The sequence below is a fragment of the Cryobacterium sp. N21 genome, from assembly GCF_002929575.1.
GTDB lineage: Bacteria > Actinomycetota > Actinomycetes > Actinomycetales > Microbacteriaceae > Cryobacterium > Cryobacterium flavum.
This window is the reverse complement of record NZ_PJJQ01000028.1, coordinates 56,905-82,855: the sequence shown is the minus strand read 5'-3', so window position 1 is coordinate 82,855 and position 25,951 is coordinate 56,905. Positions and strand designations below refer to the sequence as shown.

Here is a 25,951-nt window from a genome sequence, read left to right as displayed (position 1 = left end):
GATTCATGGCAGCCGTGCAGCTGGGTCAGTACGCGCCCGCCGAGAAAATTCTGGTGCATGTCAGTGACACCCATTTTCTGCGCGACGGCGCGACGCTCTACGGAGCCGTCGACACCGACCAGACCGTGCATCGTGCCTTCGAGCAGCTGCACCGCTCGGGCATTCGCCCCGACGCGTTCATCCTCACCGGTGACGTGGCCGATCGCGGCGAAGCGGATGCCTACCGCCGCATTCGCGGCATCGTTGAGGCTGCAGCCGCGCAATGGGGGGCGGCGATCGTCTGGGTGATGGGAAACCACGATCAGCGCGAACCGTTTCGTGCCGAGCTTCTCGGCGAGACGCAGTCGGGCGGCGTTGGGGAGCCCGTCGATCAGGCCCCCGTCGATCAAGTGCACGACCTCGATGGCCTGCGCATCATCGTCCTCGACACGAGCGTTCCGGGCTATCACCACGGCGAGATCACCGATGACCAGCTCGAATGGCTGCGCGCGATTCTGTCAACGCCGTCCCCGCGCGGGTCAATTCTGGCCCTGCACCACCCGCCGATACCCACCCCGCTGCCGTTGATGAGCGTGCTCGAACTGCAGGACCAGCCGCGACTGGCCGCCGTACTGGCGGGCAGTGATGTGCGGGCCATCCTCGGCGGGCACCTGCACTATTCCACCCAGGGTCTGTTCGCCGGTATCCCGGTATCGGTCGCGGCTGCGACCTGCTACACGATGGACCTCGGCGCCCCCGACCGTGAACTCACCGGGGTGAACGGCGCTCAGACGCTCAACCTCGTGCACGTCTACACCGACCAGATCACGCACTCCCAGCTGCCGATCGGAGAGTTCGTCGCCGTCACGCACTTTCCCGCTGCCTATGTCGATCAGCTGGCTGTGCTCACCCCCGAAGGCCGCCGGGAGGCCTTTTCTCGCCAGCAGTGAAGGGAACCACAGGGTGGAGCTGAACAACGACATCGACGAGTTTCTGCGCTACCTCAGCGCTGAGCGCGGCTACTCGGTGCACACGCTGCGGGCCTACCGCACCGACCTGAACCAACTGGCCGGGTTTGCCGGCGACCGGGGCGTCGAGGCATCCGCTGACCTCAGTCTCGAACTGCTGCGGGAATGGCTCTGGGCGGCCACCCAGGCCGGCCTGGCCCGGGCCACCCTGGCTCGCCGGTCGGCGTCGGCGCGCAGCTTCACCGCGTGGCTGGCGCGCAGCCATGACGACAGCGCCGACCCGGCGGCCCGCCTGCGCTCGCCGAAGCCGGGGCGCACCCTGCCGCGGGTCATCACCCACACCCAGATGACCGATCTGCTCGATCTCTTGGCGGCGCGCGCCAGTGGTGGAGAGGCGCTCGCACTGCGCGATCTCGCGATTGTCGAGCTGCTCTACGCCTCGGCGCTGCGCGTCTCCGAGCTCGTGGGTCTCGATCTGCCCGACGTTGACCTGGATCGGCTGACCGTGCGGGTCACCGGCAAGGGCGCCAAGGAACGCGTGGTTCCGTTCGGGGTGCCGGCAAAACGCGCCCTCGTCGAGTACCTGCGCCAAGCCCGGCCGGCGCTGCTTGCACAAGCTGGAGCGCCGCCCAACAGCGCGACGGCGCCCAATACCGTCGCGTTGTTCCTGGGCCGCAAAGGCCAGCGCCTCGGCGTGCGCGGGGTCTATCGCCTCGTTGCTGCCCTCCTCGACGCAATCGGCGGCACCGGCCCGGCCGGACCGCACGCCCTGCGCCACACCGCTGCCACCCACCTGCTCGACGGCGGAGCCGACCTGCGCGCCGTACAGGAACTGCTCGGTCACGTCAGCCTCGGTACCACCCAGATCTACACCCACGTCTCGGCGGAACGCCTCAAAGCCAGCTACGGACTCGCCCACCCCCGTGCCTGACCGCATGACCCAGTCGCGGTCATGGCACGGCGGGCAACAACACCGCGCGCGGCACATTCCCCAGGAAGAGTAGTGGCGACACGTACCAGCCGTGCTGACGAACACCGAAGTGCAGGCACCCGGGCGGGCAATGACCGCCGCTCGCGACGGTGCCGATCAGCTGCCCGGCCCGAACATGATCGCCCACCGCGACTACGGCGTCCACCGGCTCGACCGTCGTGATCACATCGTTCGGCTGCATGATCGACAGCACCGACCGATCGACGACTCGGCCCGCAAAGGACACCACGCCGTCGTGGGCAGCAAAGACCTTCTCGTTCGCCGCGGCCGCCAGATCGATCCCGCGATGGCCGCCCGCATACTGTGATTCCGGCGCCACAAACCCCCGGATCAAACGGTGGGGTTCCGCGAGCGGCCAACGCCAAGCATCCGTTGTGGTCGCTGCGGCTGACGACGAAGTCCCGGCTGACACGGCGTCCGACGCCGGCCCAGCACCAAACACGACGATCACAGTAACGAGAGCGGATGCCGCCAGCGCGCGCAGATTCTGCATGCCTCCACCCTGCCGCCGGGCTCCGGCAACCGCCGGGCCTCGGCTGCATTGGTGTACATCTCCAGAGGTCAGGTCCTGTGGAGGAGCCGGTCACACGGCACGGTCGCCCGAGCACTCCCGTCGGTGATACGCTATCCCCAGCAGCGCTTTGTGCGCTGACTACGCGTGCCCATTTGGCCGCCATGTCCAATCGGTCCCGTCTCACGAGTAACCAGCGTGAACAGGGCGGACATGTGCCGGGCACCAGGAGTGATGATCGACCGATCATCGCACAAACCGATTGGTGGGGCCTCTCGAGGCCTGCATCAGAACAGGAGTACGGCACATGGCCGTCGTCACAATCCGCCAGCTGCTCGACAGCGGCGTGCACTTCGGGCACCAGACCCGCCGTTGGAACCCGAAGATGAAGCGCTTCATCTTCACCGAGCGTTCCGGCATCTACATCATCGACCTGCAGCAGTCGCTCGGTTTCGTTGACAAGGCCTATGACTTCGTCAAGGAGACGGTTGCCCACGGCGGCACCATCCTCTTCGTCGGCACCAAGAAGCAGGCCCAGGAATCCATCTCGGAGCAGGCGCAGCGCGTGGGCCAGCCGTACGTCAACCAGCGTTGGCTCGGTGGACTTCTCACCAACTTCCAGACTGTTTCCAAGCGTCTGGCCCGCATGAAAGAACTCGAAGAGCTCGACTTCGAAGACACCGCCAAGAGCGGTTTCACGAAGAAGGAAATGCTCATCAAGAAGCGCGAACTCGTCAAGCTGCACAAGAGCCTCGGCGGAATCCGCAACCTCACGAAGACCCCGTCTGCCCTGTGGGTTGTCGACACCAACAAGGAGCACCTCGCCATTGACGAGGCGCGCAAGCTTGGCATCCCGGTTATCGCCATCCTCGACACCAACTGCGACCCCGACGACGTGCAGTACCCGATCCCGGGCAACGACGACGCCATTCGCTCCGTTGGGCTGCTGACCCGCATCATCGCGGACGCCGCAGCCGAGGGCCTGATCCAGCGCCACGCCAAGCCGGAGGCCGAAGTTGAGCCCCTCGCCGCGTGGGAAGCTGAACTGCTCCAGGCGTCCGACGTCGAGACCACCCCCGCGCAGTCCTCTGCCGAGACCGAGAAGGTTGCCGACGCTACCATCGTGGCCGACGTGGCCGTCGTTGCAGAGCCCACCATCGCCGATGCAGTCGCCGACGCCGACGTTGCCGCCGTTCTGGCTGCCGTCGCTCCGGTTGCCGACGAGACCGTCCCAACCGACGAGACCAAGTAAGGAACCCGGTATGGCAAACTTCACACTCGAAAACGTCAAGGCTCTTCGCGAGAACCTCGGCACCGGAATGGTCGACACCAAGAATGCCCTCGTTGAAGCTGACGGCGACATGGACAAGGCCATCGAGATCCTGCGTCTCAAGGGTGCCAAGGGCAACGCCAAGCGCGCTGACCGTTCCACCTCTGAGGGACTCGTCGCCGCCAAGGAAATCGGCACAACCGCGTACATGATCGAACTCGCCTGCGAGACCGACTTCGTCGCTAAGGGCGACAAGTTCGTCGTTCTGGCCGACAAGGTTCTCGACGCGATCGCCGCCGCTGGCGCGACCACGGTCGAGGCCGGACTGGCAGCATCCGCTGGAACCCAGACCGTTGCCGAGCTCATCGACGGCGAAGCCGCAATCATCGGCGAGAAGTTCGAACTTCGCCGTGTTGCGGCCGTCACCGGCGAGTCGTTCTCGATCTACCTGCACAAGACCAGCAAGGACCTGCCCCCGCAGGTCGGCGTTGTTCTGGGCTTCTCCGGCACCGATGTGGAGACCGCGCGCAGCGTGGCCCAGCACATATCGTTCGCCAACCCCGAGTACCTCGCAGCGAGCGACGTTCCGGCCGATCTGGTGGAGACTGAGCGCAAGATCGTCACCGAGATCTCGAAGAACGAGGGCAAACCGGAAGCGGCACTGCCCAAGATCGTTGAGGGACGCGTCAAGGCGTATCTCAAGCAGGTCGCCCTGCTCGAACAGGACTACGCCAAGGACAACAAGGTGTCCGTTGCGAAGGTTCTGGACGATGCAAAACTGACCGTGTCGGGCTTCGCCCGGTTCAAGGTCGGCGCCTAACAATAAATGTCGGAGGTCGGATTGCGAAAGCAATCCGGCCTCCGTTTGTGTGTGTGCCCCCGCTGGGGTATGCGCGTGCACTTGGTAGTTTGGTAACACTCCCTCTCGGAAGGCCCCGCACGACATGACTGACACGGCCAGCTCGCCCACGACCCACACCAGCCCGACCGCGGTCGTCAAGAAACGACGGGTGCTCCTCAAACTCTCCGGTGAGGCCTTCGGCGGTGGCGCCGTCGGCGTCAATCCGGATGTCGTGAGCTCGTTGGCCCGTGAAATCGCCGAGGGCGCCAAGCAGGTCGAGGTGGCCATCGTGGTCGGCGGCGGAAACTTCTTTCGCGGTGCCGAGCTCTCCCAGCGCGGCATGGACCGCGGCCGCGCCGACTACATGGGTATGCTCGGCACTGTCATGAACGCCCTGGCCCTGCAGGACTTTCTCGAACAGGCCGGCGCCGAAACGCGCGTACAGTCCGCCATCTCGATGACCCAGGTGGCCGAGCAGTACATTCCGCGGCGCGCCGAACGCCACCTGGAGAAGGGCCGCGTCGTCATCTTCGGTGCCGGCGCCGGACTGCCCTACTTCTCCACCGACACCGTCGCCGCGCAGCGCGCCCTCGAAATCGACGCCGACGTCGTGCTGGTGGCCAAGAACGGCGTTGACGGCGTCTATTCCGACGACCCCCGCACCAACCCCGACGCCCAAAAGATTCACCACATCACCTACCTGGAAGCCCTGCAGCGCGGCCTCAAAGTGGTCGACTCCACCGCCTTCAGCCTGTGCATGGACAACCACATGCCCATGCAGGTCTTCGGCATGGCGCCGGAGGGCAACGTGACCGCAGCCATCCTCGGCACCGATCTGGGCACTCGCGTCTCCAACTAGAATTGTTCCACCACCAATAAAGGAGTCACCGTGATCGCGGATGTTCTTTCCGACGCCACTGCGCGCATGAACCGGGCCCTCGAGGCCGCCAAAGACGACTTTGGTACCGTGCGCACCGGGCGAGCCAACCCGCAAATGTTCGCGAAAATTCTGGTGAGCTACTACGGCACCCTGACGCCGCTCGAACAGCTCGCGTCGCTGCAGAACCAGGAAGCACGCACCATGCTGATCGGCCCGTATGACAAGGCAGCGCTGCGCGACATCGAAATCGCCATTCGCGACACCCCGAACCTGGGTGCCAACGTCGGCAACGACGGCACCACCATTCGCGCCACCCTGCCCGAACTCACCACGGAACGCCGCAAGGAGTTCGTGAAGATCGTCAAGGCCAAAGCAGAGGATGCCCGCATCTCGGTGCGCAACATTCGCCGCAAGGCCAAGGATGAACTCGACGCCCTCAAGAGCGAGGTCGGCGACGACGAGGTCGGTCGTGCCGAGAAGGAACTCGAGCTGATCACCAAGAGCCACGTGGACGGTATCGACGACGCTTTCAAGCGCAAGGAAGCCGAACTCCTCGAGATCTAGGAGCTTCAGATGACCGAGAAACCGGAGAATGACCAGCCGCACAAACGCGGTCGCGGCGTCAGTCGCGCCGAGTTCCGGGCGCAAGTGAAAACCACGCGCGCTGATTTCGAACGCCAAGTGCAAACCACCAAGGCCGATTTTGAACGCCAGGTGCAGGCCACACGGGCTCAACTCGACCAGGCCAACGAACGCATCGAAGCGCGTACTGGGCGCAACCTCATTCTGGCCATCCTGATCGGACTGGTGCTCGGCGGCTCCATGCTGGTGAGCCTCATCATCATCAAACAGCTTTTCATGATCTTCGCCGTCGTGATCGTCGGTTTCTGTGCGTTCGAGCTGGCCCAGGCCCTGCGGCATGCCGGACGCAACGTTCCGCGCATCCCCGTGATCATCTCGGCCATCGCGATCGTTCCGGCCGCGTTCTATGGCGGGGCAACCGGCCAATGGCTGGTCATGCTCGGCGGCATCGTGCTGATCGGCCTGTGGCGTCTGGCACTGCTGGTCATTCCGTCACATCGCGCCTTGGCCCGATCCATCGTTGGCGACGTGGGCGGCGGCATCCTGATTCAGGTCTACGTGGTCTTTCTCGCGAGTTTCGCCGTGCTGCTCGTGGCCCAGGACCACGGACAGTGGTGGACGCTCGCCTTTCTGATCTTGGTTATCTCTGCCGACACGGGAGCCTACGTCAGCGGCCTCAACTTCGGCAAGCACCCGATGGCACCGTCGATCAGCCCGAAGAAGACCTGGGAAGGCTTCATCGGGGCCGGCCTGATCTGCATGATCGCTGGTGTGCTGCTGTCGATCTTCATGCTCCAGCAGCCGTGGTGGTTCGGACTGGTGTTCGGCGCTGTCATTCTGCTCACCGCCACCTTCGGCGACCTGGCCGAATCACTGATCAAGCGTGACCTCGGCATCAAAGACATGAGCTCGTGGCTGCCAGGGCACGGCGGCTTTCTGGACCGGCTCGACTCGATCCTGCCGTCGGCCGCTGCCGCCTACGCGCTCTACCTGGTCTTTGCATGAGCCGGGCCGATTCTTTTCCCACGAACTTCGTACGAGACAATGAGGCTATGAGCACCATATTTCCCCGAGTGGTCAAGAAGTCTCTCGGCTACAACGTCTCCCAGGTCGACGCGTTCCTGGCCGCAGCCCGACGCGCGTACGACCAGCCTGACCACCCGGGCGACGACCTCGATGCCGATACCGGTGTCGTGGAGTCCGTCGACGAGATCGCCGCCGGCACCGAGACTGCCGACACCGAGACCGTCACCACGCCGCCGCCGACCACGGACGACGAAGCCGGCGCCGCCGACGGGACCGAGGCCATCCACGCGATTGTCGCGGAGAAGGCCGAGGCGGAAGCTGCCCGCACCGGTGCAGCATTGACGGCCGAGGGGATCCGTCATACCGCCTTCGCCATGCACAAGGGCGGATACTCACCCGAACACGTCGACGCGGCGCTGGAGCGGCTCGAAGACGCCTTTGCGGCTCGGGAACGCGATCAGGCGACGCACGACCGGGGCGAGCAGGCCTGGATGGCTGACGCCGAGGGCACCGCCGACGTGATCGTGGCCCGACTCAGCCGCACCCCCGGGCACCGTTTCACCCGCACCAGTGTGCTTGCGGTTGGCTATAAACGAGTGGATGTCGACCGCCTCGCGAACAAATTGGTGAAGTATTTTCAAGACGGTCGCGAGCTCACCGTTGACGAGGTTCGCACCGCCGTTTTTCGCCCTGAACGGGGCGGATACCGGGAAGCGCAGGTGGACCTCGTGCTCGACAGCGTCGTCGACGTCATGCTCGCGGTCCGCTGATTTGACCGCCGTTACTTGGTCGTTACCTAATTTGTCAGCTAAGGTCGTCTACTAATGGGTAGGCATCTGCAAGTTATCGACACTGTCCCGGCCGCGGCCCGGCCGAAAGTTCGTCGTACCCGACGCCGGGTGAAGCCCGCGCACTTCATGTTCGGCTTCACCGCCGCCTGTGCGTTCGTGCTCGTCACCGTGGTCGACCCCTACTCCGGCGCTACGGCGTCACCGTATTTTCAGATAGCCGGCAGCACGACCGATACTGGGCCGGCCCAGGCCGTTCTCGTCGCCGGCAGCTACGCCAACACCATTACCCGCGACGGCTATGCCGTTACCGAGAAGCCCCAACCGGTGCCCGTCGTCGTCGCGGTCGAAAAGAAAACGCAGAGCTTCACCGCCCCCTCTGCCGCCGTGCCCGATCCCGGCTCGGCCCAGGCCTACGCCTACGACGCCGTTGCCGCTCGCGGCTGGGGCGAAGACCAGTACAACTGCCTCGTCTCGCTCTGGCAGAAGGAATCTGGCTGGCGCGTCAACGCCCAGAACGGTTCGAGCGGAGCCTATGGGATTCCGCAGGCGCTCCCCGGCTCCAAAATGGCCACGGCGGGCGAGGACTGGGCCACCAATGCCGGAACGCAGATCGAATGGGGCCTGGGTTACATCACCGGGCGCTACGGCACCCCCTGCGGCGCGTGGGCGAAGTCGCAGGCCTCGGGCTGGTACTAGCCGCACTTCGGCTGTCGAGCGGCGCCAGGTGCGCACTTTAGACTGGAATCATGGCGCGCAGCAATCGACCCCGAGGCCGCAAAGCCCAGCAGCCGGTCGACGACGACGAAGCCGTTGACCTGAATCATCTGCTCGCGGGGTGGCGGCGCAGTGAGGTGCGGCGGGACGGCCTTTGGCACGTGCAGCCGGTTCCCGCCAAGCAGGCGGTCAAAACGTATCTGTGCCCGGGGTGCACCCAGGGAATCCTTCCCGGCACCGCTCATATCGTCACCTGGCGCGGGGATGGAGTGCTCGGCGACAACGCCGACCTCTCCAACCGGCGGCACTGGCACACCCACTGTTGGAAGATCAAATGACCCGCGAAAGTTCAGGAGAACCCGTGCCGGTTGATATTCGTGGTGGCATCGAACTGCCCGCCACCATCGAACACATCGAGCTGCGCACCAGCGACGGCCTCACCCTGGTGGGCGAGCTGGCGACCCCGGTGGATCGTGCGCCGGTAGCGACACTCGTGACGCTGCATCCGCTGCCCACCGCCGGCGGCTTCATGGACTCGCACATTCTGCGAAAGGCCGCCAACCGGCTGCCAGCCCTGGCCGATCTGGCCGTGCTGCGCTTCAACACCCGCGGCACGTCATCGCCGCGCGGCACCAGCGAGGGTGATTTCGGTCATGGCCTCACCGAACGGGCCGATGTCGCCGCGGCAATGACTTTCGTCGCCGAACGCCACCTTCCCAATCCCTGGCTGGTCGGCTGGTCCTTCGGCACCGAACTGGCCCTCAAGTACGGCCTGGAGCATCCCATCCGCGGGGCCATCCTGCTGTCACCGCCGCTGCACCGCACGACCAACGAAGAGCTGGCAGCGTGGGCCGGCAACGAACGCGAACTGGTCGCGTTGATCCCCGAGTTCGACGACTACCTGCGACCGGATGCCGCCCGCCTGCGGTTCGCCAGCGTGCCCGGTATGCGTCTGGTCGCCGTCGAGGGTGGCAAGCACCTCTGGGTGGGCGAGAATCTGACCCGTCGGGTGCTCACCGAGATCGTCGCCACCATCAACCCCGGCGCACTGCCGTTGCCGACCGAGTGGACCGCGCCGCTGCCCGCTGACTCCTGAGGCAGGTCGTCGGGCGTCAGAGTTCGTTCTGGCGGGGGATGACGACCTGTTTGACGATCATGATGACCGAAGCGGCCACCGGGATCGCGATCAGGGCACCGAGAATGCCGAGCAGGCTGCCGCCGGCCAGAGCCGCGATCACGACGACCGCGCCCGGCACAGAGACGGCCCGGTTCATGATGTTGGGGCTGAGTACGTATGCCTCGACCTGCATATAGATGAGGTAGTAGATCGCCGCGGCCAGCGCGGTCTGCGGAGAACTGCCGATCTCGGGAATCAGGCAGGTCAGCACGATGATGACCGAACCGGAGATCGTACCGACCAGCGGAATCAGCGAAAGCAGGAAGGCGATGAACGCCAGCAGCGCCGGGAACGGCGCGCCGATGATCGACAGAAAGATGAAGCTCAGCACGCCATTGACCGAGGCCAACGCCGCCTGGCCGACGATGTAGCGGCCGACGGCCGTGGTGATCTGTTCGCTGATGTCGGTGAACCGTTCCCGCTTGGACGCGGGAACCAGCTGGTAGGTGGCGCGTTTCATGTTGTTCAGCGAGGCCGTGAAGTAGAGCGTGAGAATCAGGATGATGAGCCCGCCGAACAGCCCGTTCACGAAGGCCAACCCCGACTGCACGACCGTCGCCGTGATGTTGGTGAGGTTTCCGCCGAGAAAATTAGTGATCGTCTTGGTGATCTCGGTGATGTCGAGACCGGGGAACTGCTTCTGCAGATCGCTCAGGAAAGTTGAGCTGTTCACGGCCGTGACGAGCTCGGGAATGAGCTTGGACAGCTTGGAGACCTGGTCGACGATGATTGGCACGATCGCAAAGATCACGCCGGTGAGTACGCCGAGGACGCCCGCGACGACGATGAGAATGGCCGCCCAGCGCGGGAACTTCTTCTTCTCCAGCCAGGAGACCGCCGGGTCGAGGCCGAGCGCAATGAACAGCGCGGCCCCGACATAGATGATGATCGTCTGCAGGGTGATCACCGAGGTGATGATCAGCAGGCCCAGGCCTACGCCCAGGGTTCCGACGAGTCCGAATCGAAAGGCGTTCTGAATTTTCACGTGTCGTCTCCAAGATAGGGAATTACTCGGCTGCGACCCGTTCTGCCTGGGTCAAAACGCTGCGTAGGCTTTCAAAATAACCGGCAACGGCGTCGCGCTCAATCCTAATCTGGGACAACCGGTCTTCGGCGTCGGCAACGAGGGTACGTGAGCGTGTCGTGGCGTCGGTGACGAGCGCGGTTGCCGTGGTGTGGGCGTCGCTGAGAATGCGCGCGGCGCTCTCTTCGGCCAGTTCCTTGTTGGCTTTGGCCTCTTCGCGAGCGCCAGCATCGAGCTGGTCGTTGAGCGTGCGCAGTTCCGCGGTACGCTCGGTCGTCTCGGTGAGCTGTTTGGCAGCATCGAGCTGGAACTTCTGCGCCTGCGCCACGGCTTCCTGGTGCCGGGCGAGGTGCTCCTGCTCGGCCTCGTCACGGCGGGCCTTCAGCTCCACGTCGAAGTCGGCTCGCGCCTGGTCGATCTCCCGGGCCAGACGGCTAGCTTCGTGCTCGCCCTTCTTGCGCGTGGCGGTGAGCTGGTTCTCCAGATCGATGCGGGCCTGCTCGGCCTCGGCCTCGGCGTCGATGCGGGCCTGCTGGTTCTCGCGGGCCAGGTCGGCGGCGGCCTGCTCCACCTCGGCGGCGAGGGCCGCGCGGCCCTGTTCGATCTCGCGGGACAGACCGGCACGCTTGCGATCAAGTTCGCGGGCCAGATCGGTCTGAGCCTGCTCGCGTTCGACCTCGGTCACTGCGTGTGCCTGTTCGATCTCGCGGGCCAGGTCAATGCGCCCCTGTTCGATCTCGGCGGCGAGCAGGGTGCGCGCCTGGTCTGCCTCGTGGGCGCCAGCCAGCCGGGCGAGCTCGGACTCCCGAGCCAGATCGACTCTGGCCTGGTCGGTCTCGGCGGCCAGATCGACGCGGGCCTGCTCGGTTTCGCGCTGCAGGTCAGCCCGCTGCTGGTCGAGTTCCAGGGCTACTTCGGCGCGGGTGAGTTCGGTCTCGTTTGTCAGACCGGCCGCGATCTCGCGGGCTTCGGTGGCTTCACGCTGAGCGACCACGCGTACTTCTGCCGCTTCACGATCGGCTTCAGAGCGGATGGCCGCAACCTCACGCTTGACCGTGGCACGGGCTTCCGCAGCCTCGGTGGCGACAGCGCCCCGAATCAGGGAGGCATCGCGAACCGCATCCTGAACGATCTGGGCCTGGTCGTCCTGGGCACGGGCGCGCACGTCATCCGCTTCGACCCTGACGTCATCGAGCACCCGACGCGCCTTGACTGCGGCGTCGGACAGGGTGCGTTCGGCCTGCTCGAGGGCATTGTGACGGAGCAGTTGCACCTCGTCAGTGGTAGCGGCCCGAAGCTTTTCGGCGTCGATATCGGCCTGGGCGATGACGCGAGTGGACTGCTCTTCGGCGACGCGAAGGGTGTTCTCCAACTTGGTTCCAAGTCCGGAGAAGGTGGGGCTTCCAACCTCTTCGATCTCGGCGTTGAGATCGTCGATGCGCGCCGCCAGGCGTTTGACCTCGCGGCCGGCCTCGGCGTTCTGGGTGTTCGCTTGAATCAGTTCGCGACGCAGCGACTGGATAGCCTTGGCCACCTCGTCCTTGTCGTAGCCGCGAAATACCTGGGTGAAATCAGCTTCGTCGTCAGACACTTTTACTCCTTACAGATGGGGCCCCGGCCCTCGATGGATCATGCATGACGGGGAACGCCCCCAATTTTAGTGTCTCGCCGCCGTCGCGAATACCCGATCATCGGCTGGCCGGGCCTCGGCTGCTATTAGGCACCTTTCAGGTGAACGCAGTAACGTAGAAGGTCCGTGTCTGAGGACTTTCAGTCACGTGAGTCAGCCAGAGTGACTGAACAGTACCAACCAGCTCAAATGCTGAAGGGTGATACGTGCGTTTTGTTCTTGCCATTGCGGCCTTCGTTCTTGCTGCCGTGATGATCGTTCTCGGCATCGCACAGCGCACGATCCTGCTCGAGCCCGCTTTCACGTCCCTGAGCTCGACCGTCACCGGAACGGCGAAGTACACCGTGATCGACCCGAGCGCCCTCGCAGCCTCTTCGGGCAGCCAGACCATCAACGTGCGCGGAGACGGGCCCATCTTCGTGGCCTACGGGCGGTCGGAAGACGTCGCGGCCTGGATCGGTGACGACTCATTTGCCACCGTCGGCCTGAGCGAGAAAACCGGTGAGCTCACCTCCACCATCACTGCGGCGGTCACGCCCGACGATTCTGAGGGGGCCACGGGCGGTGGCGCAGGGACGGATGCCGCCACAACGGATGCCGCCGCCGCGATCATGAATCCGGCCGGCTCCGACCTGTGGCTCGACGAATACTCCGGCACGAACTCCGTGACCACCACGCTGACCCTGCCGGAGGGCATCTCGGTGATCGTCGCGTCGGACGGAATCGAACCGGCGCCCGCCAGCATCCGTTTATCGTGGGCGTCCGACAATTCCACGCCGTGGGCGGGCCCGCTGCTGGCCGGTGGTGCCTTGCTGCTATTGGCCGGCCTGGTGTTGTACCTACTGGCCCTGCTGCATCTGCGTCGATCCCGTCGTCCGCGCCGCAATGTTCCGCGCGGTCCGCGTATGCCCAGGTTGCCGCGCGCGCCGCGTCCGAAGGCGATCAAGGCCAGTCAGATCACGTCACGGCGAGGAATCGCTCGCCGGGTCGCCATCCTTCCCATGATCGTGGTTTCCGGTCTGGCGTTGAGTGGCTGTTCGGCAGATCTGTGGCCGGATTTCAGCACGGCCAACACCGCCACAGCGACCCCAACGCCGACGCCCCAGTCCACCGATTCCGTCGAAGCTGCCGCCGAGCTGCCACCGCCCGCCGTGACCGTCTCCCAGCTTGAGACGATCATGAGCGAAATTTCGCTGCTCACTGCGGATGCCGATGCGAACCTGAATACCGAGACCCTCGCCACGCGATTCACCGGCCCGGCCCTGGAACAACGACTGGCCAACTACAAGATTCGCGCCGTGGATCCGGCCGTGGCGCCGCTCGTCGCTCTGGCGGGTGCTCCGCTCACCTTCACCTTGCCGCAGCAGACGAATTCCTGGCCGCGGGTGGTCATGACCGTCATCCAGGATGAAAACGACCCCAGCATTCCGACGATGGCGGTCATCCTCAAGCAGGAATCGCCCCGCACGAACTACCAAGTGGATTACCTGTTCGCGCTCGAGCAGTCGGCGCACGTTCCCAAGGTGGCTCCGGCCATCGTCGGTGCTCCGGCCATCGCTCCCGACAACAAGTTGCTGTTGCTGCCGCCGGATGAATTGGCCGCCGCGTACGCCGACATCCTGGTGCAGGGCGAAGCCAGCCCCTCCTTCGGGCTGTTCGAGAGCGAGGGCGATAATTTCCGGGTGCAGGTCGCCGACCTGAATGCGGCCAAGATCGCCGCCCTGCCGTCGACCGCGTCGATCGAGTTCGCGGCTGCCGCGGGCAGCGATGAAGCCGTCGCCCTCGCGACCAACGACTCGGGCAGCATCGTGGCGGTCAGCATGACCGAGACCGAAACGGTCAAGCCGGTGGATGCCGGTGCCACCGTGGGTCCGGCGGCCGATGCCCTCGCCACGAAGGCGCTCTCCGGCATCACCACCACGGCCAAGGGCTTCTCGAACACCTACCGCGACCAGCTGTTGTTCTATGTGCCCACGGCCGGTTCGAGCGACAAAATCGTGCTTCTGGGCTTTGCCCAGGGCCTCATCACATCGGCGGAGCTTCCATGACGAATATGCCCCCTTCCGGATCGAACCTGCGCGGAGCGGTCGACCTCTCCTCGCTCGTGAACCGTGCCCCGACGGGCGCGCCCCCGGTGGCCACGAACGGGGCGCCCGTGACCGGTGCACCCGTGGGGGGAGCGCCGGCGCCGTCCGGCCCCGTCATGGTTCCGAGTCTCGTCATCGACGGCACGGACGCCAATTTCGGTGAGCTGCTCGAGCTCTCGTCCCGCGTTCCCGTGATCGTCGGGCTGTGGGCACCCCGCAGCGAGCCTTCGACCCAGCTTCTGGCGGTGCTCGAGAAGCTCATCACCGGCCTCGACGGCCGGTTCGTGCTGGCCCGCGTTGACATTGACGCGAATCCGCAACTCGCTCAGGCGTTCCAGGTCCGGACGGTGCCCACGGTCGCCGCCGTCATCACCGGTCAGCCGGTACAGCTCTTCAACGGCCCGCTCGGCGAGGAGCAGATCGCGGAGCTGCTCGTTCGGGTGCTCGAGCTCGCCGCCCAGCAGGGCGTGACCGGCACGGCCGAGGCCGCCGACGCGAACGCCGGCACCGAGCCGGCCGTTGCCGTCGATGAGCCGTTGCCACCGCACCACCTGGAGGCGTACACCGCCATCGAGGCCGGCGACTACGCCACCGCCCAGAGCGAATACCGCACTGCACTGGCGCAGAACCCGAACGACACGATGGCCGTGGCCGGACTGGCCCAGGTTAGCCTGCTGGCGCGGCTGCAGGGCAAGACCATCGACCAGATTCGCAATGGGGCGGCATCCGCTCCCGACGATCTCGACGCCCAACTTCTGGTCGCCGACCTCGATCTGTCCGGCGGCCACATCGAGGACGCTTTCGATCGGTTGCTCGGCCTCTTTCCGGCCCAGCCAGCCCCCGGGCGCAACGCCATCCGCGAGCGCATCCTCGAGCTGTTCGAGGTCGTCGGCCAGGACGATCCCCGCGTCCCCCCGACACGCTCGCGCCTCACCGCCCTCCTCTACTAACTTTCCATTTCGCTCTCGCGGGATAGTTAGCGGCGGAGGCGCAACCAGAGACCGGCCAGAGGCGGCAGGGTCACGGTCGCCGAGGCCGGGCGACCGGCCCAGGGCTCGTTATACGCCTCCACACTGCCCTGATTTCCCACACCGGAGCCGCCGAAGTCGCCGGCATCCGTGTTGAGGATTTCCTCCCACTGCCCGGCGAACGGAAGGCCGACCCGGTAGTCGGTGTGCGGCTGGCCGGCGAAGTTGAAGAAGCACGCGACCGGAACGCCGTGGTTGTCCCAGCGCAGAAACGACACGACGTTCTGGCTGGCAGCGCCGCCGTCGAGCAGTTCGAAGCCGCCCGGGTCGTTGTCCCGGCTCCATAGGCTCGCGTTGTCGCGGTAGACCCGGTTGAGCTGGCCGACGAGATTGAACAGGCCGCGGTGTGCCGGCTGGTCGAGCATCCACCAGTCCAATCCGCGCTCTTCGCTCCACTCCGAACGCTGACCGAACTCGCTGCCCATGAACAATAGCTGCTTGCCGGGGTGCGCCCACATGAACGCGAGGTAGGCGCGCACATTGGCGAGTTGCTGCCAGGAGTCACCGGGCATCTTGGAGACCAGGGCGCCCTTGCCGTGCACGACCTCGTCGTGGCTGATCGGCAGCAGGAAGTTCTCGCTAAAGGCGTAGATGAACGAGAACGTGATGTCGTTGTGATGGTATGAGCGGTACATCGGGTCGACCTGCATGTACTCGAGCGAGTCGTGCATCCAGCCCATGTTCCACTTGAACCCGAAACCGAGGCCGCCACCGCTGGTCGGCGCCGTCACTCCGCCCCAGTTGGTGGATTCCTCGGCGATCATGATCGTGCCCGGATTGCGCTTGTACGCCGTCGCGGTGATCTCCTGCAGCAGGCTGATCGCCTCAAGGTTCTCGTTGCCGCCGTACTGGTTCGGCTCCCACTGGCCGTCTTCGCGCGAATAGTCGAGGTAGAGCATGGAGGCGACGGCGTCGACGCGCAGGGCGTCGATGTGGAATTCTTCGAGCCAGTACAGCGCGTTGGCGACGAGGAAGTTGCGCACCTGCATCTGCCCGAAGTCGAAAATGTAGGTGCCCCAGTCCAGCTGCTCACCGCGACGCGGGTCGGGGTGCTCGTACAGGGCCTGGCCGTCGAACCGGGCCAGGGCGAAGTCGTCCTTGGGAAAGTGACCGGGCACCCAGTCCATGATCACGCCGATGCCGGCCTGGTGCAGCTGGTCGATCAGGTAGCGCAGGTCGTCGGGGGAGCCGAACCGGCTGGTCGGTGCGTAATAGCCGCTGACCTGGTAGCCCCAGGAACCGCCAAACGGATGCTCCGCCAGGGGCATGAATTCCACGTGCGTGAAGCTCAGTTCCTGCAGGTAACCGACGAGCTCATCGGCCAGGTCTCGGTAGCCGAGGCCGGGGCGCCAAGAGCCGACGTGCATCTCGTAGACGCTCATGGCCTGGATGTGCGGATCGTTGGCCTTGCGATTGAAGAGCCAGGCGTCATCCGCCCACTCGTAGTGGGACTCTGTGACGACCGACGCGGTCTGCGGTGGTACCTCGGCGAGACGGGCCATCGGGTCGGCCTTTTCCACCCAGGCGCCGGACTGCGCGAGCAGCTGAAACTTGTAGTTGGTGCCGAGTTCGAGGCCCGGAATGAACAGCTCCCAGACGCCGGTGCTTCCCATGTTGCGCATGGCGTGGGTCACGCCGTTCCACCCGTTGAAGTCGCCGATCACCCGTGCGGCGCGGGCGTGCGGTGCCCACACCGCGAACGAAGTGCCGGTCGATGACGCCGTGATGCCCTGGTGCTGACGGTGGTGGGCGCCCAAAACGTCCCAGAGGCGCTCGTGGCGGCCTTCACCGATGAGGTGCAGGTCCAGCTCGCCGAGGGTCGGGATGAATCGGTACGGGTCATCGCAGATCCAGGTGAGGGCGTCCTCGTAGCGGGCCTCGATCGTGTAGTCGCTGAGTCCGAGGGTGCTTTCGCCCTGCCAGATGCCGTGCGCGAGGTGCGCCAGCTCCACGTGGGAGCCGTTGGCGAGAATGGCGAAGACCTCGGTTGCAAGCGGGCGTAGGGCGCGAATGATCACGAGCGGGTCGGAGACGCCAGTCTGGTGGGCGAGGTGCTGGCCGAGAATTTCGTGGGGGTTGTAGTAGCTGCCGGCGGCGACGGTCTCCAGGATGTGATCGTCGATCGCAGCCGGCTCGGGCGGGGCGACGTGCTTTTTCACAGACGGTGTCTTCGGGGACTGAGCCTTCTTAGCGTCGATTTTCTTTCCCTGACCCTTCTTGTCCGTGGACTTGTTCTTCTTCTTGTGTTTCTTCTTGCCGTCGCTCATGCGCGGCCCTGGCCAGGATCGTGGGGAGTGACGTGCAGAATGTGCACCGGTTCGGTGAAAGCATCGAGCCGCACGAAGTTATCGGCCGACCAGGTCCAGGTGGCACCCGAGACGAGGTCGTGCACGTCGAAGGTGTCGCCGCGCGCAATGCCGAACCGGGTCACGTCGAGGTGCACCACGGTCTGGCGCACCGAGTGCGGGTCGACGTTGGCGACGATGAGGAGGGCATCCGCTTGGCCGGTGCCGGTGAACGCCGCGTCGAGGTACTTGCTGTAGACGAGGATCGAATCGTCGTCGCTCGAGTGGATGTCGAGGTTGCGCAGTTGGCCGAGCGCCGGATGCTCGGAGCGGATGCGGTTCAGCAGCGTGAGGTACGGCGCAAGGGACTGACCTAGCTCCTCGGCCTTGCTCCAGTCACGCGGCCGGTACTCGTACTTCTCGTTGTCGATGCTCTCTTCGGCGCCCGGCCGTGCGACGTTCTCGAACAGATCGAAACCGGCGTAGACCCCCCAGCTCGGCGCCGCCGTCGCGGCCAGTGCCGCTCGAATCTTGAAGGCGGCCGGCCCGCCAAATTGCAGGTATTCGGTGAGAATATCGGGGGTGTTCACGAACAGGTTCGGGTGCAGAAAGTCGGGGGTGTCGGTGGCGAGGCCGTCGAAGAACTCCTCGAGCTCGATCTTCGTGTTGCGCCAGGTGAAGTAGGTGTACGACTGCTGGAAGCCGACCTTGCCGAGCGCCTGCATGAGGGCCGGGCGAGTGAACGCTTCGGCCAGAAACACCACGTCGGGGTCGGCCTGGTTGACTTCGGCGAGCAGCCATTCCCAGAAGTCGAGCGGTTTGGTGTGCGGGTTGTCCACCCGAAAGATACGCACGCCGAGGCTGATCCAGTAACGCAGCAGGCGCAGCGCCTCGGCGCGGATGCCGTCCGGATCATTGTCGAAATTGATCGGGTAGATATCCTGATATTTTTTCGGCGGGTTTTCGGCGTAGGCGATGCTGCCGTCGGGCAGCGTCGTGAACCACTCCGGGTGTTCCGTGACCCAGGGATGGTCGGGGGAAGCCTGCAGCGCAAAGTCGAGGGCGACCTCGATGCCGAGGGAGGCGGCCTTCTGCAGAAAGAACGTGAAGTCGGCCACCGTGCCGAGGTCTGGGTGGATGGCGTCGTGGCCGCCGTCTTTCGAGCCGATCGCCCAGGGCGAGCCCGGATCGCCGGGGGCGACCTCGAGCGAATTATTCGGCCCCTTGCGAAAGGCCTGCCCGATCGGGTGAATCGGCGGAAGGTAGAGCACGTCGAAGCCCATGGCGGCCACTTCGGGCAGTCGCTTGGCTGCGGTGCGGAACGTTCCGCTTTTCCAGCTGCCGTCGGCGCGCCGCACGGCGCCCTCCGAGCGTGGAAAGAATTCGTACCAGGAGCCGACCCCGGCTCTGGCCCGTTCGACGATAATCGTGCGCTCGGCCGATAGCGAGGCTAGTCCGGCGAGGGGGTGGGCACTGATGGCCTGCAGGAGGGCGGCATCTGCCACGGCGAGAAAACGCTCGGTGGCCGGCTTACCGGTGTCGGCGAGGGTCTTCGCGGCCGCTTGAAACAGACGGCGGGCGGCGAGCGGGCGGGCTTTGTCGACGCCGGCCTGGGTGAGGAGTTCGCCGCCGATGGTGAACATGAGTTCCACGTCAATGCCGGCCGGTATCTTGATCGCGGCATTGTGTTCCCAGGTGGCGAAGTCGTCGGCGTAGGCTCGCACCCGATAGGTCCAGTGGCCAGCAGCGCCGAGTTGGGCCTCGGTGCCGTAGCGGTCGGTGCCGTCGGCCTGCAACGCCATCGGATGCCGCGTGGTGCTGCCGTCGGGCGCCGTCAGCTGCAGATCGACGCCGATGAGGTCGTGTCCCTCACGAAAAGCGGTCGCGCCAAACGGCACCACTTCGCCCACGAAGGCGCGGGCCGGCCAGAGGTTGTCGTTCAGCTGGGGAGACAGGTCGAGAACGGGGATTCGACCAACGGATGCGGCGGCGCGGCTTCCCGCAGCCGCGCCCGCAGACGCGCGCGCGGGGGCGCTGCTCGATGCTGTCGTCAGGATCGTTTTTTTTGCTGCTGTCTTGGCCACACCACGACCGTAGCGTGAAAGCGTGGCAATGGCTTCCGCGTTCTGCCCTCCTGGCGTGCGCGCGGTGAAGTTTGACTGTTACGTGTTGGACACGTGGCACCCCTAAGGTTGACCTCGTGAAGGCCATCCGTAAATTTACCGTCCGTGCCGTTCTCCCCGAGCCGCTCGCGGCTCTGGAGGAGCTTGCCGGCAATCTCCGCTGGTCGTGGCATGAGCCCACACGGCAACTATTCGAGCACATTGCCCCCGAGCTCTGGCGCGAGATCGGCACCGACCCGGTCGCGCTGCTCGGTGCCGTCGCCCCGCGTCGCCTCGACGATCTCGCGCAGGATCACGACTACGTCGCCGAGGTCAACGCCACCCGTGACGGGTTGCGCGACTATCTCGAGCAGCCACGCTGGTACCAGGGGCTCGAGGGCGAGAAGCCGGCCGCCATCGCCTACTTCTCACCGGAGTTCGGCATCGCCGCTGCCCTGCCGCAGTATTCGGGGGGCCTCGGCATTCTCGCCGGTGACCACCTGAAGAGCGCTTCGGACCTTGGCCTGCCTTTGGTCGGCGTCGGCCTGTTCTATCGCGCCGGCTACTTCAGCCAGGCCATCTCTCCTGACGGCTGGCAGATGGAAAGCTATCCGCTGCTCGACCCCGACGGGCTTCCGCTCGCCGTGCTGCGCCGGGCCGACGGCTCCGCCGTACAGGTGTCGCTCGCGCTGCCCGACGACCGCACCCTGCATGCCCGGGTCTGGCAGGCCAAGGTGGGCCGAGTGCGTTTGCTGTTGCTCGACGCCGACATTCCGGAGAACGCCGACGACCTGCGCCTGGTCACCGACCGCCTGTATGGCGGCGGCGGCGAACACCGCCTGCTGCAGGAACTGCTGCTGGGCATCGGCGGTGCTCGCGCGGTGAAGCTGTGGAGCTCGCTGCACGGACTGCCGGAGCCCGAAGTGTTCCACACCAACGAGGGTCACGCCGGTTTCCTCGGCCTCGAGCGCATCTCCAGCCTGATCGGCGAGGGCCTCAGCTTTCAGGAAGCTCTGCAGGTGGCCCGCGCCGGCACCGTTTTCACCACCCACACTCCGGTCGCCGCCGGCATCGACCGCTTCGAGCGGTCGCTCGTGCGACGCTACTTCGGCACCGACCTGCTGCCCGGCGTCGATGTGGAAGATCTGCTCGCGCTCGGCGCTGAGAGCTACGATGGCGGTTCCAACGACGTGTTCAACATGGCCATTATGGGGTTGCGGCTCGGCCAGCACGCCAACGGTGTCTCGACCCTGCACGGCGAGGTCAGCCGTCGCATGTTCAACGGCCTGTGGCCTGGCTTTGATTCAGCGGATGTTCCGATCACGTCGATCACGAATGGCGTGCACGCGCAGAGTTGGACCGACCCGGCGCTGAAGAGCCTCGCCCACACCAAGCTCGGCACGAGCGACACCTCGACGGCCAACTGGGCCTCTGCGGATGTCTCCGACCAGGACCTGTGGTCGGTGCGCGGTCAGATGCGCCTGCAATTCGTCGAGGATGCCCGCCGCCGACTGCTGAACGCCTGGCGGGACCAGAACCCGGGCGGCATCCCCCCGACCTGGATCAATCGTGTCTTCGACCCGAACGTGCTGACCATCGGGTTCGCCCGCCGTGTTCCTACCTACAAGCGGCTCACCCTGATGTTGCACGACCCTGAACGTTTGCGCGCCCTGCTGCTGCACTCGGAGCATCCGATTCAGATCGTCATCGCCGGCAAGTCGCACCCCGCCGACGAAGAGGGCAAACGCCTGATCCAGAAGATCGTGCAGTTCGCGGCCGACCCGGCCCTGCGCACGCGCATCGCTTTTCTGCCCGACTACAACATCGCCATGGCCCAGCTGATGTACCCGGGAACGGATGTTTGGCTCAACAATCCGCTCCGTCCGCTCGAGGCCTGCGGAACGAGCGGCATGAAGGCTGCCCTCAACGGTGCCCTCAACCTGTCGATCCTCGACGGCTGGTGGCCCGAATACTACGACGGCAAGAACGGCTGGGCGATTCCGTCTGCCGATTCGGCCGGCGACTCCGCTGAACGCGACCGGCTCGAAGCCGAAGCGCTCTACGACCTGATCGAGCATCAGGTCGCCCCGACGTTCTACGAACGGAACGCCGATGACGTGCCCGAACGGTGGGTCTCGAATATTCGGCACACCCTCGCCACCCTCTCGCCGGCACTGTCCGCCGACCGTATGGTCAGCGAGTACGTGCAGCGGCTGTATCGCCCGGCCGGACACTACGAAGGGCTGATGTCGGCCAACAACTACCGCGCGGCCCGCGAACTGGCCGCGTGGAAGGGCCGGATCGTGTCGGCCTGGCCGCAGGTCGCGGTGACCCACGTGGAATCGGGCGGTGTCTCGTCGGTGCCCGAAGTGGGCGACGACCTGCACCTGCGCGCACACGTGCAGCTCGGCGGACTGGCGGCAGAGGACGTGACCGTCGAGGTCGTCTACGGCAAGAGCCTGGGCACCGACGAGCTGCGCGACGTGGCCATTCAGGCGCTCGAACCGGCACCGCTGAAAGAAGCATCGACCGGCGGCGCCACCCTGTTCACCGGAACGGTCGAGCTCGACCGGGCCGGAGCCTTTGGGTATACCGTGCGTGTCGTTCCCCGCAATGACCTGCTGATCAGCCCGGCCGAAATGGGTCTGGTCGCCATCGCGAACTAGCCGGTCAGGCGCGCCGTGCGCGGCGCGGAACGAACGCGCCGTGCGCCCGCATCAGCTGCATCGACGCACCGGACACGAACAGGGCAGTGCCGGGCGCGTGCTCGATCACCGAGTCGCGCAGGTCGTCGTGACCGGAATCCCAGAGCAGTGTGTAGGCATCCACTCCCTCGTGCGCTGGCAGGGTGACCGTCTCGTCCTGCTCGCGGGCGTTCACCACGAGCAAAATACGGTTGAAGGCTTCGTGTTCGGGGGTGGACGCTGCCATGTACTGCAGGGTGCGCTCGGTCGGCGAGTTCCAGGCCTCCCCGGTGAGCGCTTCGCCGGCGATGTTGTACCAGTCCAGCTGGCTGGCGCTCGGCGTCGTCTCGCCGAAGCGACCGAAGTGCACGGGGCGCAGGGCCGGGTTTTCCCGGCGCAGCTGCAGAAGGCGGCGGGTGACCCGGTGCAGGTCCTGCTGCCAGTCGTCGAAGTCCCAGTTGAGCCAGGTCAGCTCGCTGTCCTGGCAGTAGGCGTTGTTGTTGCCGCGCTGGCTGCGGCCGAACTCGTCGCCGGCGGTGAGCATGGGAATGCCGGCCGAGAGCAGCAGTGTGCCGAGCAGGTTGCGCATGGCCTTCCGCCTGGTGGCCAGAATGGCCACGTCGCGGGTCGGACCCTCGACGCCGTGGTTGTAGGAGCTGTTGTTGTCGGTGCCGTCACGGTTCGACTCGCCGTTGCCGAGGTTGTGCTTCGTATCGTAGGCGGTGAGATCGGCGAGGGTGAAGCCGTCGTGCGCGGTGATGAAGTTGAGCGAGGCGAGCGGGCCGCGCGCTTCCGAAAAAGTGTTCGACGACCCGGCGACGCGGGTCGCAAAGCGTCCGATGCCGCTGCCGGCCGAGCCGGTCAGACGCAGACTCTTCATGTCGGAGAGCCAGAAGTCGCGCATCCGATCGCGGTAGCGGTCGTTCCACTCGGTCCACCCGGGCGGAAAATTGCCGGTCTGCCAGCCGCCCTGCCCGACATCCCACGGTTCGGCGATGAGTTTCACACCCGCCAGCTCCGGGTCGTCGCGAATCTCGGTGAGCAGCGGATGCTGCGGGTCGTAGACCACGCCGGCGTCCCGGCCGAGCGTAGCGGCCAGGTCGAAGCGGAACCCATCGACCTGCACCTCGTTGGCCCAGTACCGCAGGGAATCGAGCACGAGGCGCTTCGGCACGTCGTGGCTGAAATTGACCGTGTTGCCGCACCCGGTCACGTCGATATACGCCCCGGAATCGTCCTGACGGTAATATGCCGCGTTATCGATGCCGCGCAGGCTCGTGACCGGGCCGTTGCGACCCTCCTCGGCCGTGTGGTTGTAGACCACGTCCAAAATGACTTCGAGCCCGGCCTCGTGCAGCAGCTTGACCATGCCTTTGAACTCGCGCAGCACAGCGGCCGGACCGGCCGACTGCGCTGCCTGGGTGGCGTAGTCGGCGTGCGGCGAAAAAAAGTTGAGGGTGTTGTAACCCCAGTAGTTGATTAGGCCCTGTTTGATGAGACGCTGCTCCGACACGAACGCCTGCACCGGCAACAGCTCGACCGCGGTCACGCCGAGGTCTTTTAGGTAGGCGATGGTCGATTCGTGGGCGAGCCCGGCATAGGTGCCGCGCAGGACGGCCGGCACCAGCGGATTGAGCCGGCTGACGCCGCGCACGTGCGCCTCATAGACCACCGTGTGGTCGAGGGCGACTTTCGGTTTCGTGGCGCCGTTCCAGTCGAAATAGTCATCGACCACCGAGGACTGCCAAAGTCCGGCCCCGACCCGCACCAGACCACGAGAATACGGTTCGATCAGGGTTTTCTCCGGGTGAAACGAGTTCTTCGAGCTGGCCGGGCCGGAGACGCGGATACCGTAGCGGCGCCCAGGGGACAGCGTGCGCGATTTGCCGGACCACACGCCGTGCACGTCCTTGGTCATCGGCACGCTCTTGACGATCCAGTTCGGGTCGGTGTCGTCGAAAAGACACAGGTCCATGGCGTCGGCGTGTTCGGCCCACACCCGTAGTTCGCCGCCGGCGCTGGTTAGTCGCACACCGAGGTTGCGCAGGGGATCGGTGGAACTCATGGGTTCAAGAATAATCAGTGTGCGGGAAGCTGACGACCACCGGCATCCGCTCGACGGTAAATTTGGGGTGCGTAAAATTTGGGGGCGTAAAATAGGGGGCATGGTTGTCTATTTGGACCATGCGGCGACCACGCCCATGCTCCCCGCCGCTATTGCCGCCTACGCCGAAGCGATGGGTGTCGTCGGTAACCCCGCTTCGGTGCACAGCCAGGGGCAGAATGCCAAGCGGATGCTCGAAGAGTCGCGCGAAATCGTGGCCGCCAGCCTCGGCTGCGACCCGATCGAGGTTGTTTTCACCGGCAGCGGCACCGAGGCCATCAACCTCGGAATCAAGGGGCTGTACTGGGCGCGCGCCCCGCGCCGGCGCATTCTGGTGCCCGGCGGCGAACACCACGCCACCCTCGACACCGTCGAGTGGCTCGCCGAGCATGACGGTGCCGTGATCGAGTGGATTCCGCTCGACGACCAGGGCCGCGTCGACCTCGCCGCGCTCAAGGCTGCTATTGCCCGGGACCCGTTTGATATTGCGCTGGTCAGCGTGATCATGGCCAACAATGAGGTCGGCACCATCGAACCCGTCGCCGAGGTGGCGGCGCTCGCCGCGGTGCACGGCATTCCGGTGCACGTCGACGCCGTTGCGGCGTACGGCTATATTCCGGTGGACTTTCGCACGCTGGCCGCCGCCGGGGTGTCGGCGCTCAGCGTCTCGGCGCACAAGGTCGGCGGACCGGTCGGTATCGGCGCTCTCGTGCTCGGTCGCGCCACCACCGTCGAACCGCTCATCCACGGTGGCGGACAGCAGCGTAAGGTGCGCAGCGGCACGCAGGATGTCGCGGCAGCGGTGTCGTTCGCGGTGGCGGCATCCGCTCTGTCGGCTGAGCTGTCTGCGGCTGCCGGCGGCGAAACCGCGCGCCTGGCAGCCCTGCGCGACCGGGTGATCGCAGGCGTGGCGCGGGTCGCACCCGATGCTGTGCTCAATGGCGACCCGATCATTCGGCTGCCGGGTAACGCGCACTTCAGTTTTGCCGGCTGCGAGGGCGACTCGCTGCTGTTTCTGCTCGACGCCGCCGGAGTGTCGGTGTCGACCGGGTCGGCCTGCCAGGCCGGGGTGCCCGAACCCTCGCACGTGCTGCGGGCGATGGGGCGCAACGAGATCGAATCCCGCGGTGCTCTGCGGATCACCCTGGGCCACACGTCGACCGATGCCGACGTCGACGCGCTGCTCGCGGCGTTGCCGGCCGCGCACGCCCAGGCGCTCCGGGCCGGAATGGCCGATCGGGTGCCCGGGCGCTGACCTTGGCCGTGTCAGATACTCC

At 65.6% G+C, this 25,951-nt stretch carries 21 protein-coding genes; 15 read left to right on the top strand and 6 right to left on the bottom strand.

Annotation, left to right across the window (positions count from 1 at the left end):
- The first annotated feature begins 5 nt into the window (after window positions 1-5).
- Both CXY77_RS04650 and CXY77_RS04645 read left to right on the top strand, forming a co-directional pair.
- A complete protein-coding gene (locus CXY77_RS04650) occupies window positions 6-929 on the top strand; it encodes a phosphodiesterase (RefSeq protein ID WP_092341179.1) in 924 nt (307 codons plus the stop codon).
- 13 nt (window positions 930-942) lie between these two features.
- Window positions 943-1,878, top strand: a complete 936-nt coding sequence (locus tag CXY77_RS04645; RefSeq protein WP_233197230.1) for a tyrosine recombinase XerC — start codon at window positions 943-945, stop codon at window positions 1,876-1,878.
- A gap of 19 nt (window positions 1,879-1,897) precedes the next feature.
- Here the strand turns inward: CXY77_RS04645 and CXY77_RS04640 are convergent, their stop codons facing one another.
- A complete protein-coding gene (locus CXY77_RS04640) occupies window positions 1,898-2,431 on the bottom strand; it encodes a M23 family metallopeptidase (RefSeq protein ID WP_104129765.1) in 534 nt (177 codons plus the stop codon).
- A 325-nt stretch (window positions 2,432-2,756) separates the two neighbouring features.
- Between CXY77_RS04640 and rpsB the strand changes: the two genes are divergently transcribed.
- From rpsB to CXY77_RS04595, 9 genes are all read left to right on the top strand, one after another.
- Window positions 2,757-3,701: a 30S ribosomal protein S2 gene (gene rpsB / locus CXY77_RS04635; protein ID WP_104129764.1), complete on the top strand. Its 945-nt coding sequence runs from the start codon at window positions 2,757-2,759 to the stop codon at window positions 3,699-3,701.
- A 10-nt stretch (window positions 3,702-3,711) separates the two neighbouring features.
- Window positions 3,712-4,539 carry a translation elongation factor Ts gene (gene tsf, locus CXY77_RS04630; RefSeq protein WP_092341175.1) on the top strand — a complete coding sequence of 276 codons (828 nt, stop codon included), beginning with the start codon at window positions 3,712-3,714 and terminating at the stop codon, window positions 4,537-4,539.
- Window positions 4,540-4,663: 124 nt separating this feature from the next.
- Window positions 4,664-5,419: a UMP kinase gene (gene pyrH, locus CXY77_RS04625; protein WP_092341174.1), complete on the top strand. Its 756-nt coding sequence runs from the start codon at window positions 4,664-4,666 to the stop codon at window positions 5,417-5,419.
- Window positions 5,420-5,449: 30 nt separating this feature from the next.
- Window positions 5,450-6,004: a ribosome recycling factor gene (frr, locus tag CXY77_RS04620; protein WP_092108831.1), complete on the top strand. Its 555-nt coding sequence runs from the start codon at window positions 5,450-5,452 to the stop codon at window positions 6,002-6,004.
- Window positions 6,005-6,013: 9 nt separating this feature from the next.
- Window positions 6,014-7,027 (top strand): phosphatidate cytidylyltransferase, encoded by a 1,014-nt coding sequence (locus CXY77_RS04615; RefSeq protein WP_104129763.1) that lies wholly within the window; start codon window positions 6,014-6,016, stop codon window positions 7,025-7,027.
- A gap of 47 nt (window positions 7,028-7,074) precedes the next feature.
- A complete protein-coding gene (locus CXY77_RS04610; RefSeq protein WP_104088227.1) occupies window positions 7,075-7,818 on the top strand; it encodes a DivIVA domain-containing protein in 744 nt (247 codons plus the stop codon).
- Between the two features lie 54 nt (window positions 7,819-7,872).
- Window positions 7,873-8,535 (top strand): lytic transglycosylase domain-containing protein, encoded by a 663-nt coding sequence (locus tag CXY77_RS20565; protein WP_233197229.1) that lies wholly within the window; start codon window positions 7,873-7,875, stop codon window positions 8,533-8,535.
- A gap of 50 nt (window positions 8,536-8,585) precedes the next feature.
- Window positions 8,586-8,891, top strand: a complete 306-nt coding sequence (locus tag CXY77_RS04600) for a hypothetical protein (protein ID WP_092341171.1) — start codon at window positions 8,586-8,588, stop codon at window positions 8,889-8,891.
- The gene (locus CXY77_RS04595) at window positions 8,888-9,649 is read left to right on the top strand and encodes an alpha/beta hydrolase (protein ID WP_092341170.1); all 762 of its coding nucleotides are present in this window, start codon (window positions 8,888-8,890) and stop codon (window positions 9,647-9,649) included. The genes CXY77_RS04600 and CXY77_RS04595 overlap by 4 nt, the downstream gene beginning before the upstream one ends.
- Before the next feature lie 16 nt (window positions 9,650-9,665).
- Here the strand turns inward: CXY77_RS04595 and CXY77_RS04590 are convergent, their stop codons facing one another.
- Window positions 9,666-10,715 carry an AI-2E family transporter gene (locus CXY77_RS04590; RefSeq protein WP_092341169.1) on the bottom strand — a complete coding sequence of 350 codons (1,050 nt, stop codon included), beginning with the start codon at window positions 10,713-10,715 and terminating at the stop codon, window positions 9,666-9,668.
- Window positions 10,716-10,737: 22 nt separating this feature from the next.
- Complete coding sequence (locus CXY77_RS04585; RefSeq protein WP_092341168.1) at window positions 10,738-12,345, bottom strand: hypothetical protein; 1,608 nt, start codon at window positions 12,343-12,345, stop codon at window positions 10,738-10,740.
- Between the two features lie 245 nt (window positions 12,346-12,590).
- On the opposite strand from CXY77_RS04585, the gene CXY77_RS04580 reads away from it, so the two are divergent.
- Window positions 12,591-14,432 (top strand): hypothetical protein, encoded by a 1,842-nt coding sequence (locus CXY77_RS04580; RefSeq protein WP_104088224.1) that lies wholly within the window; start codon window positions 12,591-12,593, stop codon window positions 14,430-14,432.
- Complete coding sequence (locus CXY77_RS04575) at window positions 14,429-15,421, top strand: tetratricopeptide repeat protein (protein WP_092341166.1); 993 nt, start codon at window positions 14,429-14,431, stop codon at window positions 15,419-15,421. The genes CXY77_RS04580 and CXY77_RS04575 overlap by 4 nt, the downstream gene beginning before the upstream one ends.
- Before the next feature lie 26 nt (window positions 15,422-15,447).
- Here the strand turns inward: CXY77_RS04575 and glgB are convergent, their stop codons facing one another.
- On the bottom strand, window positions 15,448-17,766 hold the full coding sequence (gene glgB, locus CXY77_RS04570; protein WP_104129762.1) for a 1,4-alpha-glucan branching protein GlgB: 2,319 nt from the start codon (window positions 17,764-17,766) through the stop codon (window positions 15,448-15,450).
- Window positions 17,763-19,868, bottom strand: coding sequence for an alpha-1,4-glucan--maltose-1-phosphate maltosyltransferase (locus CXY77_RS04565; protein ID WP_369831288.1), 2,106 nt, complete (start codon window positions 19,866-19,868; stop codon window positions 17,763-17,765). Before CXY77_RS04565 ends, glgB begins: the two co-directional genes overlap by 4 nt.
- Window positions 19,869-19,984: 116 nt before the next feature.
- On the opposite strand from CXY77_RS04565, the gene glgP reads away from it, so the two are divergent.
- Complete coding sequence (gene glgP, locus CXY77_RS04560; RefSeq protein ID WP_092341164.1) at window positions 19,985-22,552, top strand: alpha-glucan family phosphorylase; 2,568 nt, start codon at window positions 19,985-19,987, stop codon at window positions 22,550-22,552.
- Window positions 22,553-22,556: 4 nt separating this feature from the next.
- On the opposite strand, the gene glgX is transcribed toward glgP, so the two are convergent.
- Entirely contained in the window at window positions 22,557-24,635 is a 2,079-nt protein-coding gene (glgX, locus tag CXY77_RS04555; RefSeq protein WP_092341163.1) for a glycogen debranching protein GlgX, read from the bottom strand.
- A 100-nt stretch (window positions 24,636-24,735) separates the two neighbouring features.
- Between glgX and CXY77_RS04550 the strand changes: the two genes are divergently transcribed.
- A complete protein-coding gene (locus CXY77_RS04550; protein WP_092341162.1) occupies window positions 24,736-25,929 on the top strand; it encodes a cysteine desulfurase family protein in 1,194 nt (397 codons plus the stop codon).
- Window positions 25,930-25,951: the final 22 nt, after the last annotated feature.